Here is a 13,689-nt window from a genome sequence, read left to right as displayed (position 1 = left end):
ATGTTTAAAAAAACCATATTATTGACGCTGTTGCTAAGTAGCTGCGCGCATAGCCGGCCCCTTGAAGTTTTACATTGGTGGACAGCTCCGGGAGAAACACAGGCGCTAAAAACATTACAAAGCTCTTTAGCGGAGCACGGTGTGCAATGGAAAAACTTCTCAATCAAAGGCGAGGGGGGTAACAGTGCGATGCGCGTTTTACAGATGCGCGCTTTAGCGGGAACGCCTCCAGATGTTGCTCAAATCAAAGGTCCTGATATTAGTACATGGGCAACCGTGGGAATGATCAAAAGCATGGACGAAGTGGTTAATACTAAGCAATGGTCACATTTTTTACCTGAAGTGGTGCAACAAACCATTCACTATAAAGGTAAATTTATGGCGGTGCCGATTAATATTCACCGGGTGAATTGGTTATGGCTTAATAAAAAAATATTTACGCAATTACATTTAAGCCCACCACAGACTTGGGATGATTTTTTTAAGAGTGCCGATAAAATAAAAGCGGCGGGGTATATTGCGCTGGCGCATGGTGGCACCGTTTGGCAAGATGTTTTACTTTTTGAATCGATGGCGCTGTCAATGTTAGGTCCTGAAAAATACAAACAGGCATTTATCGAACATGATAAAAATGTATTAATTTCCAGTGAAATGATCCAGTTATTTAAGCAATATAAACGGCTACATCAATATACAGATGCAGGCTTAATGGCTAAAGATTGGTTTGAAGCCACACAATTGTTGATTGACGATAAAGCCGCTATGCAGTTTATGGGGGATTGGGCTAAAGGTATGTTTTACGTGGCAGGTAAAAAGCCAATGCAGGATTATCTTTGCGTCGATGTACCCGAAAGTAAAGGTTATTATAGTTATAACATTGATAGTTTTGTGTTTTTTAATAAGCACAGTGAAGACAAAGAGTTAAATGATCAGAAAATTTTTGTGAATACGATCCTCTCGAAAAAATTCCAAAAAGAATTTAGTCGTAATAAAGGCTCTATCCCAGTACGTACAGATATGGATATGAGCACCTATGATGTTTGTGCTCAAAAATCATATCAAGACTTTAAACAAGACGCGCTAGTGCCGTCATTCACTCAAAATATTGCAACGACGAGCTCAGTACAAAATGTCGTAGCACGTATTATTAGTGATTACTTTAATGATCCAAAATCCACTGCAATACAAGCCGTGCAACACCTTTATATTGCGTTAAAAACAACAAATTAAAGGGCCATTCTAAAGGTGCTATTAGTGCATGGTTGTAGCTAGAACTAGCGCTGTTTTTTTTAGGATAAGCGCAGAGTATGCGTTTATCCTTTCTTTATATTTTATTAAATGTGCGTGTAACAGAGATCTATTGTTTATCCTATCCCTCGCACTCAAGCACTAAATCAGTAAGCCAAATCAAGTCTAGCCTCTACGCCTTAATTAACACCGTGCGCCTCTAAAAGCATCCGAGTTAAGCTATGTTCCTTTTACTCTGCCTGTCGTCTGTACTCCATGTAACCCAGTAACCCGTAAATACCTTTAATAAAGGAGCATCCTGTACGCTAGTCGACTGAGTAAGGATAAAGCATATTCAAGTCGAATATAAAGTGACAGGGTTTAAGGTCGTAGGGTTTAAGTTAACAGCAGTATTTATGCTAAAAGACGGTCTGTTTTATCTGCATTTGAATAATAAATGTCTCTTAATAATAAAATGCAGTGTGAGGATATAATGCGCAGGATAACTGCAAGGCATACAAACTATTGATATTTTATGTATAAGCGAGCTAATGGTCGTCACGGATACGGTATAACACGTTGACACAAGGAGGGCTGTAAAGGTAATGCATTTTAATCGTTTTTATTAACGCGCATAAAAAAGGCGCCTCTTATTTTTGCAAGCAAAAAGAAGAGGCGCCTTTTAGGAATAAAAACAAGGCGGACCTTGTTTTTACTTTAGATTAACGAGACATGAAAGCTTCCATATCTGTTTTTAAGTTATCAGATTTAGTTCCGAAGATAGCTTGTACGCCATTTCCTGAAACAACAACACCCGCAGCACCTAATTTTTTCAATGCAGCTTTATCTAAAAGTTCAATGTTGTGCAATGAAACACGTAGACGTGTGATACAAGCATCTAAGTTTTCAATGTTTGCTTTACCACCGAATGCTTCGATAAGTAAGGTTGCCATTTCTTCGTTAGTAACAACAGCAACTTCTTCTAACTCTTCATCTTCACGGCCCGGCGTTTTTAAATCGAATTTAGCAATAACAACACGGAATACGATGTAGTAAACCGCAGCATAACCAAGACCGATAACAACAAACAACCAAAGTTTAGATGCATGTGTTGAAAGGACTAAGAAGTCAATTAAACCATGTGAGAACGATGTACCGTGGATCATACCCAGGTAGTTAGTTACAACGTATGCAGAGCCAGCAAGTAGTGCGTGGATAGCATATAAGAAAGGTGCAACAAACAAGAATGAGAATTCGATTGGCTCTGTAATACCCGTTAAGAAAGAGGTAAGTGCAGCAGAAATCATGATACCACCCACTTTCGCGCGGTTCTCAGGCTTTGCACTATGCCAAATTGCAATGGCAGCAGCAGGTAGACCAAACATTTTAAACATGAAACCACCGGCTAGTTGACCAAAACCATTACCTGCAGCACGACTCGCGTCATCAGCAGAAAGGTAACAAGTCACAATACCGTGTAGCTCTTCACCAACAGAGTTTACACATGTGCCAGCTTCAAAGAAGAAAGGAACATTCCAGATATGGTGTAAACCAAATGGAATTAATGCACGCTCTACGATGCCGTAGATACCAAATGCAAGTACTGGGTTTTGCGTTGCAGACCACTCAGAAAATGTAGAAATAACATTTCCAATTGGAGGCCAAACAACCGCTAAGACAGCACCCATAAGGATGGCAACAAAGCCCGTCATAATTGGCACTGCACGTTTACCAGCAAAGAAACCTAAGTAATCAGGTAGTGAAAGATTGTAGAAGCGGTTAAACATGGCAGCAGCAATACCACCTGCAATAATACCACCCAGTACACCAGTATCAGCGCCAGGTGCAAGTACACCAATGGTTTTAGTCATGATCACATAACCAACAACAGATGCAAGACCTGCAACACCATCATTTTTTGTAAAACCTAATGCAACACCAATGGCAAAAATAAGAGCCATATTGCCGAAGATAGCGCCACCGGCTTGTTCCATTAGTTGTGAAACAACGTCAGGTAACACTGAAAACTTAGCTGCACCTACACCCAGTAGAATACCTGCAATAGGTAATACTGATACAGGAAGCATTAAAGACTTCCCTACTTTTTGTAAATTTCCAAATATGTTCATGTTTGCTCTCCAGCGGGTTATTTCATTCCAATTTAACTTTTCAGGAGTATATACACAGTTGAAAAAAACGCACGATGCGCAGATCACATTGCAGGGGAAGTTACATTTACTTACACAAAAGGGGGGAGTTGTTACTTTCTGTTACAAATGAAAACAATTAATTAACGTTGAATGCACCCTCAAAAGCCTTCGCGGGTGCATTATGCTTAAATAGACTAACCGCGCACAACCATGACGCGATATTTACGTCCTTTTAATTTTCCGGTGCTTAGTTTTTTAAAGGCTGTTTTAATGCATTGACGTTGCACTGCAACATAAGCCCAATTAGGAGATATTTGAATTTTTCCAATATCATCGCCACTAATACCATCATCGCCTGTTAATGCACCGACAATATCACCGGGACGAATTTTTTGTTTTTTACCACCTTCAATGCGTAATGTGATCATCGCAGAGGGTTGCGGTTGCAGCTCTAACACTGAGGCTTCAGGTAATTCTTGTGCTTGGATATTACGATCAAGAAGATCTTCGAGTAAATGTATTCTATGTTCATCTTTCGCGCTGTAAAAAGAAAAAGCCATTCCTTTACTGCCCGCACGACCGGTACGACCGATACGATGTACATGTATTTCTTGATCATGCGCTAAATTGTAGTTAAATACAGCGCTTAAATTTTCAATGTCGAGGCCACGTGCCGCCACATCCGTTGCGACTAAAATACTACAACTGCGGTTAGAAAATCGGATCAAGGCTTGATCGCGATCTTTTTGATCAAGATCACCATGTAAGGCGAGTGCACTAAAACCGCGATTATTTAATTCTTCCGCAACTTCTTGTACTTCACGTTTGGTATTACAAAAAACAACGGCTGAGGTAGGTTGATATTGTAATATTAATAAGCGTAGCGCAAGCATACGCTCTTCAGCGCTTCGAACGAGATAGAAATATTGGCTGATAGTATTGTCATCGTGCATCGCTTCTACTTTGATAGAGACGGGATCACGTAAAATATTGCGGCTTATTTGCTGTATTTGATCAGGGAACGTGGCACTAAAAAGTAAGGTTTGACGTGATTTAGGAGCCTGCTCGATAATGTCTTCAATGGCATCAACAAATCCCATATCTAGCATTCTATCGGCTTCATCAAGTACTAACATGCTGACTTCGTCTAAACATAACGTTTGTTTACGTAAATGATCCTGAATACGTCCCGGTGTACCAACAATAATATGTGCACCATGCTCAAGAGAGCCAATTTGCGGGCCAAAAGGGGCGCCACCACATAACGTTAATACTTTAATATTGTGGATCCCACGAGCCAATCGGCGTATTTCGCTACTGACTTGATCGGCAAGTTCACGGGTAGGGCAAAGAATTAAAGATTGAATACGAAAGCGTTTTACATTGAGTTTTTGTAATAAACCTAACGCAAAAGCAGCTGTTTTACCGGAGCCTGTTTTACCCTGAGCAATCACATCTTTGCCCGCTAAAATATGCGGTAAGCTTTGTGCTTGTATCTCTGTCATTTGTGTATATTCAAGAGATTTTAAATTATGGAGAAGCGCACTATTTAGGGCTAATTGATCGAACGAAAGTTGGCTCACAGTCTTATTCCTATGACAAATAAATTACAATGCGCGCACCATAACACTTTGTGAGGGGGTGCACAAAACCTATCTTATTGATTATTTATTTGTCATCTTGAAATCTCAGCTTAACCTCGGTGTAAGTTTAAACGCTTCAGGTATAAGCGGGTGAAACACAAGGGTAATAAACACCAAGCAAAAAAGCCTAACGCACCACCTGAAGATGAACTAATTACCAGCGCTTTAACATTTACGCTAATATCGGTACTTCCAGGAAGATCTGAGGATATTGTGATTTTTGCGGATGATGCTTGTAAATGTGTCGGTGTATAAGTCACCTTTATAGGGCAACTTTGGTTGGCTAATATCTTGTCACAATGGCCATAATCCAAACTAAACTGATCACTGAAATTAAGGGCGTTATAAGATAACCTAGCATCGTGCTCACTGTTATTATAAACGAGAATTGTTTTTTCTTGTATATTATCAATGCTAATAACATTAAAGCTAATATCGGAGCTAACACTGATGTATTTAACATAGGCATCTACCCAGTTTTGGTATTGCGCCACGCGCGTGTAGACACCTGCATTGTGGCCACAACCACTCCCTGAACTAACGACTCCAACTTGTCTAAATCCATGCGATGTTGAGAGGATCAAAGGGCCTCCGCTGTCACCTTGACACGTATCTTTGCCTGAATCTGTCGCACAAAGTTTAAAGTCGGTCATATTGGGGCCAACACTCTTTGCGCAAAGGCTATCGGACTGGAGGTGTAATGCCACTTCTTGTAATATTGCAGAGGTTACTGTTTTTACCGTATCACGATCTGTAGGGGCATAAGGCACTGTTGATCCCCAGCCGAGGGCGGTAACTAACTCACTATTGCTAACGCCTTGTTGTGTACGACTCGGCGTACTACGTGGCAGTATTTCAGTGCTTACAGGAGAGGGTAGCTTTAATAGTGCGATATCATTTTTTAAAAAAACGGCATTATAATCTGGGTGTATGTAGATGGCGATAGGCGTCACGGGCGTTATATTTTGATCCGTTCTGTCATATTCACCAATGTATAAAGAAAGACTACTTTTCAGGCGTTTTACGCCATCCATTTTTATCAAGCAATGGGCAGCAGTAAGTACCCATTGCTTATCAATTAGCGACGCCCCACACATGTTATATGTCTTACTGTTAGGATCATCATGGGCCTTTAGAAGAACCATAAAAGGCCATTTATCGATAGGTGCATCGATCCCACCGATAATACGTGGCGACATTAAGGCATTGGCGTTTAGACTAAAGAATAAAAAAGGTAAAATAAGAAGAGATGTTTTACTAAAAAGCATGTGTATTCCTTTCTAAACAATAAAATGAGACTTTACTATCCATAAGAGTGAGTCATTATCCTTATTGATAGTAGTTTAAGTTTCTTTATGTGGGGATAAAAGTTAATAAAGAATAGAAGAGTTTATTAATAGTGCGAGTGTTTTCTCTTGAAATATAGCCCCATTTATGAGGCTATAAGGTAGCGATAGCGGGTTTGTTATTTATTTTTAATCGTGAGATATATACAAGCCACCTCAATATGTTTTATCAGGCACTAGGATGAGAGCAATTCAAGGCAATAAGCATTGATAATGGTTATTGCCTTGAATTGGAGGTAACGCACAAGTGGGATTTTCGCTCTTGCCCCAAAGGGCAAGCTAGTTTGAACTTATCTTCGTTGTTGAGGCGTTGTAGGGGTGTTGTTATAAAACATCAATGTAGAAGAACTATATTGATGTTTTATGCCTAGAAGCTAAGCCCAATCTGGTTTGCATATTTTGCACCTGAAGTACCAGCTTAACCTCGGTGTCCGTTAATACGCTTCATGTATAAACGGATGAAACACAAAGGTAATAAACACCACGCAAAAATGCTTAGCGCGCCACCTGACGATGAAGACGATGAACTTTTTGCCTGCGCGTTAATATTTAAATATATCGGCTTGCTGCCTGAAATAGTTGAGGATATTTTTATTTTTGCAGATGAGGGTTGTAAATGTGTGGGTGCGTAAATCACTTTTATAATGCAACTTTTTTTGGCTGCAATATCGGGACAGTTACTAAAATCAAAGTTAAATTGGTTACTAATAGTCTGAATTTCATAGGTAAAGCTCGCATCGTTATCACTGTTATTAAAAACGCGGATTGTTTTTTCTTGTATATTCCCAAGGCTAATAGCATTAAAGCTAATATCTGAGCTCACATTGATGTATTTAACATAGTCATCTATCCAGCTTTGGTATTGTGCAACACGTGTGTAGATACCCGGATTATGACCACAACCACGCCCTGAGCTAACGACTCCAACTTGTCTAAGGCCGTTCGATGTAGAAAGGATCAAAGGGCCTCCGCTGTCACCTTGACACGTATCTTTGTCTGGGGCTGTCGCACAAAGTTTAAACTCAGTCATACCTGTGCCTACAGTCTTGACACAAAGACTATCTGACTGAAGGTTTAATTGAACTTCGCGTAATACTGGAGAGGTTTGGGCTGTCACTGTTTCGCCAGAAGCATAAGGCACCGTAGACCCCCAACCGATAGCGGTAACTACCTCTCCATTGCTAACGCCTTGTTGCGTTCGGCTCGATGTACTCCGAGGGAGTATTGTCGTGCTTTCGGGCTTTTCTAATCTTAAGAGAGCAATGTCATTTTTAAAAGTAACAGGATCATAATCAGGGTGAGTGTAGATAGCGATAGGTGTGACTGGGTCGATATTTTGTATAGTTCTATCGTATTCACCAATATATAATGAAATAGTCCCTTTAAAACGTTTTTTACCATCTGTTTTTATCAAACAATGGGCCGCGGTAAGTACCCATTGTTTATCAATTAGCGATGCTCCACACATATTAAAATATCCACTATTAGGATCATCTTGTGCCATCAAAAAAACCATAAAAGGCCATTTATCTATAGGCGCCTCAATCCCTCCAATGATACGTGGCGACATTGAAGCATTAGCGCTAAGACTAAATAATATAAAGGGTAAAATAAAAAGATGAGTCTTACTAAAAAGCATGTGTATTCCTTTACTAAACTATTAAAATGAGTATCTACTCACAATAATGATGAATCATTATCATTATCATGTCCAGTTTAAGTGTTTTTTTATGTGGGGATCAAAGCTAATAAATTAAAAGTTAACAAATAATAGATGCGTTTATTGATGATGCGAGTATTAAAGGTGGAAAATCTAGCCCCATTGATGAGGCTAGAGAAGGTTGATTATTTAAAGTGATTCATGCTCGTTGTGTGGCACTTTCTCAACCAGCATAATATTACCATCGACGCCCGTAATTTTTACTTGGGCGCCTTTTTCGATAGATTGACTTCCCGCACTTGAGTTTAAACGTGCTTGCCAATCAATACCAGAGTAACGCAGAGTGCCTGCCACTCCGCTAATAGAGTTACTGGCGAGTAAAATTTTACCGATCATATCGCTACTGGTATCTTGCACTTTACCCTTACCTTGTAAATGCTTTAAAGGGCGCCATAAAAGTAGCGCACTGAGTAACGTAAAAATACCGACAAACAGTACTTCCATTTCCCAGCCAGAAAGCAGATTCAAGCTAACCAACACACCGGTGATAAATGAGCCAATGGCAAGAAATAATAACGGCCCACTGAGCCCTATTAGGGTCATTTCAATTAAAAAGCAAACGCCCGCAACAATATAAAGTAATTTATCGTGGTTACTCAGTAAATAATCAAACATCAGTTAGGCTCCTTAATCAGCTAGTTTAAGAGAGCTTGAAACCGCAATGGCTTGTGCCACTGTGTTGGCGATATTTTCACCCGTATTACCGTCGGTTAAAACGATAGTGCTTTGACTTGCAATCGCTTGATGCGCTTGGATAGCAGCTTGTGCTAAAGAAAGCTCAATCGCTTTTTTACCTTCAGGGGTGGCAGCTTGTTGGCCAATAACGCTTATTGCTTTAGCTTCTGCTTCAGAAACAAGGCGGATAGCTTCAGCTTTACCTTGTGCTTCAAGTACGCGTGTTGTTTTTTCAGCTTCAGCGCCTAAGACCTGTTCTGCTTTAGCTGCTTCTGCGTCTAAGACGCGCGCTTGTTTTAGGCCTTCCGCTTTAGTTACTTCTGATTTTTTAATGCCTTCTGCGGTTAATATGACGCTACGTTTTTCACGCTCAGCGGTCATTTGTTTTTCCATATCTTCTTTAATAGACTGTGGTGGTGTGATGTCTTTAATTTCATAACGGGTCACCATTACGCCCCAAGGTTGGGTCGCTTCAGTCATGGCAGATAATATTTGTGTATTGATAACATCACGGTTTTGAAAACACTCATCAAGCTCCATTGAACCAATGGCATTACGCATGGTGGTCATAGCAAGTTGGATCACCGATCTTTTATAATCAGTTACATTATTGGTAGCCGCGCCAGCATCGGTCACTTTCATAAATAAAATACCGTCAATTTGTAAGGTAATGTTATCTTTAGTGATAGCAGATTGCGATTCGATATCCAGAGACTGCTCTTTTAAGTTTCGGTCGGCAACGACGCGTTGCAGAAAAGGAATAATAAAATTAAGGCCAGCTTTTAGCGTAGAGGAGTAGCGTCCCATTGTATATATCACGTAACCTCTGTTTTGAGGTACAAAATAGATGCCTTTTTTAAGCGCCAATAAGATCACAGCAACCAGCCATAGCCAAGGTGAAGTGATTAATGATGTTATAATGTCAAACTGGTTCATAGTAACCTTCCTGGTAATTAATTAATTAATTCGTGGGTAATGATTTCATCACGTTACGAAAGAGATATAAAGGGTTTTCTATAGGATAGTGTATTTATTTGAAGAGGATCTATTAATATACAAATATTTGTTAAATAAGAGAAAAAAGGAAATACGCAAGTTAACTTACGTATTTCATAAAGAGGGTAGCTTAAGCGCGGCTCATAAATTTCTTTTCTGCACAATTTATTTTGATAATATCGCCACTCGCAATATATTCAGGGACTTGTACACTTAATCCCGTTTCTAGGATCGCAGGTTTAGTACGTGCGCTGGCAGATGCACCTTTTACTGAGGGATCTGTTTGCGTAATGGTTAGCGTAACAGTCTGTGGTAACTCAAGTGCAACGGCTTGGTTATCAACGACTAAAACTTGTAAACCTTGTGTCGCTTCGGTGATGTACAGTAATTCATCTTCAATTTGTGTTTTGTTAAAATTGTAAGGCGTGTAATCTTCATCATCCATAAACACATATTCATCACCATCAAGGTATGAATACATCACGGCGCGACGTGTTAAATCAGCAAGTGTTAACATATCACCATCTTTAAAGGTGGCATCTTTCTTTGCTCCTGAAACCACATCATACATGCGCATACGATACAAGCTTCCGCCTGCACGACCTTGTGGTACAGAGCGCTCAATGTCTTTAATAATATAAATACTATCGTTAAATTCGATGGCAGTATTTTTTTTGATATCACTTGCTTTTGGCATGGTTCTCTTCCTTGTTTCTTTTTAAAATTAAATGCAGCGAGCAGGTTTTGGTAACCCTGCTATTTTGGTGGCTTGTTTAGCTGGGCCATCTGGAAATAAGCGATACAAATAGCGACTATTTAAGGTCGTATCATTACATTGTTTTTGTAAGGCTTTGAGCAGTGCTCGCATGGCGGGTGAACTGTTAAATTGACTATAAAAATCACGTACAAGATGGATGACCTGCCAGTGCTTATCGGTCAGCGTGATCCCTTCTAAGTTTGCAATATGTGTTGCGAGGGCTTCATTCCACACACTGATATCGAGTAAATATCCTTGTGCATCTGTACTGTAGTGTTGATCATTAAATAACAAAATAAGATCTCGTGTAAAATGTTAAGACAGAATACTACCTGTTGTTTGCACGCTTGTATATTGACTTTTTATGCTTTAGTAGCGTCGAAACTAAGTGTTTTGGGTATTAAAATCGACTTTTTGTAATAATATTTTTATATCTAAGGCCGTAAATGCAATTAAACGTAATTGCTCAACAATAAGCCCTTCATTTTTAGATAGTTTTGTCTTGTAGCTGTCAAACTCTTCAATGCTGATAGTGTTTATATCTGTGTCTTTTAGTTGTGAATTACTTGCCCAAGTAATTTGTTGTAATGTGGTATTAACTAAATCATGTAATAACGCACTGTCTTTAAAACTATCAATTTTATGACGATGCGAGGCAAGGGCTGCAATATAGGAGACTAATGCGTCACAGCGATTGACTAATGCGTAGACTTCTCGGGTTAACTTCTGTTTTGAATTGGGCTCAAAAAGCATACTTTGCCAAGCACTGGTCAGCGCCGCATCAGCTTCAAATACTTTGCAACGGGTGAGGCGATAATTAAGGTTTTCACTGCGTCCATACTGATATTGATGACTTATTTGTTTAAAGTAACGTTCACTATGGCTCAGAACCTGTTGTACTAATGAGGGGAAACGCTGGAACTGCCAATCAGGAAAAATAAAGCTAATGGTGAGTGCGCTTAGTACGCAACCTAATAGGGTTTCACCAATGCGAGCAGGTAAGATGGCAAGCCCGTTACCGGTTAATAAAGCAAACACAAACATCACGAAAAGGGTAATAAAGACAACGCCTAGAGCATAATTGGTGCGCACATAGCTGAAGAAGAAAAAGGCACTGATGATCATAGCGATAATCTGTAAAAAGATAGTATCTAGAAAAAACATCGCAGGGTAACAGAGTAATATCCCCATTAAAGTACCGATGGTACGTTGTACTAAACGTTTGCGCGTTTCACTGTAACTGGGTTGGCACACAAAAAGCACGGTAAGTAATAACCAAAAGCCATAAGCTAAGTGTAAAAGGTGTTGCAATGTATAAGCTAAGACTAAACTAATGCTAATACGCAGTGCATGTTTAAAAAGACTATTACGCGGGTGCATTGCCTTTAAAAGTAGTTGAAAATTATTGTGATCACCCGTGCTTTCATCGGCTTCAAGTGCAATGCTATTTTCACTAAATTCAGGCTGATTTATTTGTATTAATAGGTTATCAATGCCTTGTAAATTGTCATAAATAGCTTGTAATGCATGCATTGCTTCAGGATCTTGGTCATGGTGTTGTAATTTTTGTTGTAAGAGATGCAACTGATCTGAAAGTGCATTAATGGTCCATGTGAGCCTGCGTGAATGCTGATAAATCTTTTTATCATTAATGGCAATACCGAGTTGATAACAATCTTCACTGAGTTGCAAAAAGAGCTGATGATAACCTTCTAAAATTTGGCTTTCGCCAAAGACGCTCTCTAGCTGGCTATATAAGTATTGGCTTGCACAGATACGCTCATGAATTTGCTCTGCAATTAAATAATAGTGGTTTAATTTTTTGAGCTCTGCTTGATCTGCATTGATGGCAGCTCGTGATTGTATCATTTGTTTGGCATTATTTAGGCGCGCCACGATAGAGATATTAATAATGGCCAGTTGTTGGCGAATTTTAAATAATTCGGCTTGGCTTCCTGCATCGGTTTCATTAAAAAGAGTGGCTTTTTGACGTTGATAGCGGCTCAAAGTAAAAAAGAGTTGTGCAAGTTGCTCTCGTAAGGAGCGGTTAGGGCTATAAATACTCCAGAGTATTGAAAACAAACCGTAGCATAACGCCCCTAAGGTAAACAAAATAGGTTGTTCGTACCAGATCGAGCCTGCTTGGTAGCCAATCATAGTGTAAATAGCAATTAAGATCGCGCCAAATCCCACCTTGCTATAATTTGCGCCCAGTGCGCCAAGCATTAAAAAAAAGAAGCTTGAAGCAAGTAACCCTAATGCAAAAAGAAAAGGGTAGGGCATTAATAACTCGACACTGGCAGATGCAATAAAGAAACAGGTGAGGATGGTTGCAAGAAATTTCCGCCGAGTGCGATAATTTCCTTCGTGCTCAATGACGGCAGAGGCCATAACCCCTAAACAAAGCGAAATGGAGATATGTAAATTATTCATTTCTAAGTAAGGGATGGAGATTTGAAAGATATTAGGGATAAAAGTTAATCCCATTGCAATTAAGACGCGAAAAGCCGAGTGTGTATTAGAGTCTGAAATCAGTTTGCGTAGTGGAATTTTAAGGGCTAGGGCCATGATCACGCTCATTTACTTAAAAGAGAAAGGCTTGATATAATGTTATTAAAGCAACGCTTGCATGGTGACATAGTTTTAGCATAATAGCTTGTCATTTTTTACGAACTTCTAGCGCCAAAAAGTTATTGCAGGTTGTTGATATTAATGGTTTTTGGCGTTTACTTTGTGATGTCCCCCTGTTTTTGTTAAGTGTTAATGACGCTCTTTTTAGGAGGGGATTTGAGCCCTGTCACAGGCTGATCATTTAATAAAAAATCGATGAGTATTGTGCGCGTTTAATAGGGTTTTCGGTAATATGACAACAATCAAAGAGGCATTTTCCTTAATATATATATACCCATGTTATTTCAAGGTGCTTTGTCAGGCACAAGCTCGGTAACCAGAGCAAGGCGTAACATGAACGAATGGTTATTCCCTTTGTGATTGTTGCAACGCAGGGGGGGGGGGCGAGCTTGCGCCCCGAAGGGCAAGGTAACTCGCACCCATCTGCGTTGTTATAAAATCTCGACTTAGAACGACTAGGCTTCAATTTTATGCCTAGCATCTGGGCACTATTTTCCTGGCTGACTTTGCACCTTGAAGTATCATGGGTATAGACTATTGTGCT

Annotated in this window: 10 protein-coding genes; 1 reads left to right on the top strand and 9 read right to left on the bottom strand. The window is 39.7% G+C overall.

All coding sequences use genetic code 11. The features are described 5' to 3' along the window. Entirely contained in the window at positions 1-1,230 is a 1,230-nt protein-coding gene (locus PCNPT3_RS08450; protein WP_015465462.1) for an ABC transporter substrate-binding protein, read from the top strand. A gap of 719 nt (positions 1,231-1,949) precedes the next feature. Here PCNPT3_RS08450 and ptsG read toward each other — a convergent pair. The 9 genes from ptsG to yccS form a co-directional block, all read right to left on the bottom strand. Then, positions 1,950-3,356, bottom strand: coding sequence for a PTS glucose transporter subunit IIBC (gene ptsG, locus PCNPT3_RS08445; protein WP_041771285.1), 1,407 nt, complete (start codon positions 3,354-3,356; stop codon positions 1,950-1,952). A gap of 215 nt (positions 3,357-3,571) precedes the next feature. Beyond that, complete coding sequence (dbpA, locus tag PCNPT3_RS08440; RefSeq protein WP_015465460.1) at positions 3,572-4,960, bottom strand: ATP-dependent RNA helicase DbpA; 1,389 nt, start codon at positions 4,958-4,960, stop codon at positions 3,572-3,574. 110 nt (positions 4,961-5,070) lie between these two features. Then, complete coding sequence (locus tag PCNPT3_RS08435) at positions 5,071-6,288, bottom strand: trypsin-like serine protease (RefSeq protein WP_015465459.1); 1,218 nt, start codon at positions 6,286-6,288, stop codon at positions 5,071-5,073. A 496-nt stretch (positions 6,289-6,784) separates the two neighbouring features. Further along, positions 6,785-8,005, bottom strand: a complete 1,221-nt coding sequence (locus PCNPT3_RS08430; protein WP_015465458.1) for a S1 family peptidase — start codon at positions 8,003-8,005, stop codon at positions 6,785-6,787. A gap of 210 nt (positions 8,006-8,215) precedes the next feature. Beyond that, positions 8,216-8,701 (bottom strand): NfeD family protein, encoded by a 486-nt coding sequence (locus tag PCNPT3_RS08425; RefSeq protein WP_015465457.1) that lies wholly within the window; start codon positions 8,699-8,701, stop codon positions 8,216-8,218. A 12-nt stretch (positions 8,702-8,713) separates the two neighbouring features. Then, the gene (locus PCNPT3_RS08420) at positions 8,714-9,697 is read right to left on the bottom strand and encodes an SPFH domain-containing protein (RefSeq protein ID WP_015465456.1); all 984 of its coding nucleotides are present in this window, start codon (positions 9,695-9,697) and stop codon (positions 8,714-8,716) included. A gap of 190 nt (positions 9,698-9,887) precedes the next feature. Beyond that, a complete protein-coding gene (gene efpL / locus PCNPT3_RS08415) occupies positions 9,888-10,454 on the bottom strand; it encodes an elongation factor P-like protein EfpL (RefSeq protein ID WP_015465455.1) in 567 nt (188 codons plus the stop codon). A 27-nt stretch (positions 10,455-10,481) separates the two neighbouring features. Further along, on the bottom strand, positions 10,482-10,811 hold the full coding sequence (locus tag PCNPT3_RS08410; RefSeq protein ID WP_041771284.1) for a TusE/DsrC/DsvC family sulfur relay protein: 330 nt from the start codon (positions 10,809-10,811) through the stop codon (positions 10,482-10,484). Between the two features lie 87 nt (positions 10,812-10,898). After that, on the bottom strand, positions 10,899-13,082 hold the full coding sequence (gene yccS / locus PCNPT3_RS08405; protein WP_015465453.1) for a YccS family putative transporter: 2,184 nt from the start codon (positions 13,080-13,082) through the stop codon (positions 10,899-10,901). Positions 13,083-13,689: the final 607 nt, after the last annotated feature.

This window comes from Psychromonas sp. CNPT3 (genome assembly GCF_000153405.2).
In the GTDB taxonomy this organism is placed as follows: Bacteria; Pseudomonadota; Gammaproteobacteria; order Enterobacterales; family Psychromonadaceae; genus Psychromonas.
Note: the sequence above shows the minus strand (reverse complement) of the source record. Positions and strands in the feature narration are given on the sequence as shown.

What these genes read in the sequence shown, in the direction of transcription:
- PCNPT3_RS08425 (WP_015465457.1), bottom strand. Translation starts at nt 8,701, where the DNA reads ATGTTTGATTATTTACTGAGTAACCACGATAAATTACTTTATATTGTT.
- yccS (WP_015465453.1), bottom strand. Translation starts at nt 13,082, where the DNA reads ATGGCCCTAGCCCTTAAAATTCCACTACGCAAACTGATTTCAGACTCT.
- PCNPT3_RS08435 (WP_015465459.1), bottom strand. Translation starts at nt 6,288, where the DNA reads ATGCTTTTTAGTAAAACATCTCTTCTTATTTTACCTTTTTTATTCTTT.
- ptsG (WP_041771285.1), bottom strand. Translation starts at nt 3,356, where the DNA reads ATGAACATATTTGGAAATTTACAAAAAGTAGGGAAGTCTTTAATGCTT.
- PCNPT3_RS08420 (WP_015465456.1), bottom strand. Translation starts at nt 9,697, where the DNA reads ATGAACCAGTTTGACATTATAACATCATTAATCACTTCACCTTGGCTA.
- PCNPT3_RS08450 (WP_015465462.1), top strand. Translation starts at nt 1, where the DNA reads ATGTTTAAAAAAACCATATTATTGACGCTGTTGCTAAGTAGCTGCGCG.
- PCNPT3_RS08430 (WP_015465458.1), bottom strand. Translation starts at nt 8,005, where the DNA reads ATGCTTTTTAGTAAGACTCATCTTTTTATTTTACCCTTTATATTATTT.
- efpL (WP_015465455.1), bottom strand. Translation starts at nt 10,454, where the DNA reads ATGCCAAAAGCAAGTGATATCAAAAAAAATACTGCCATCGAATTTAAC.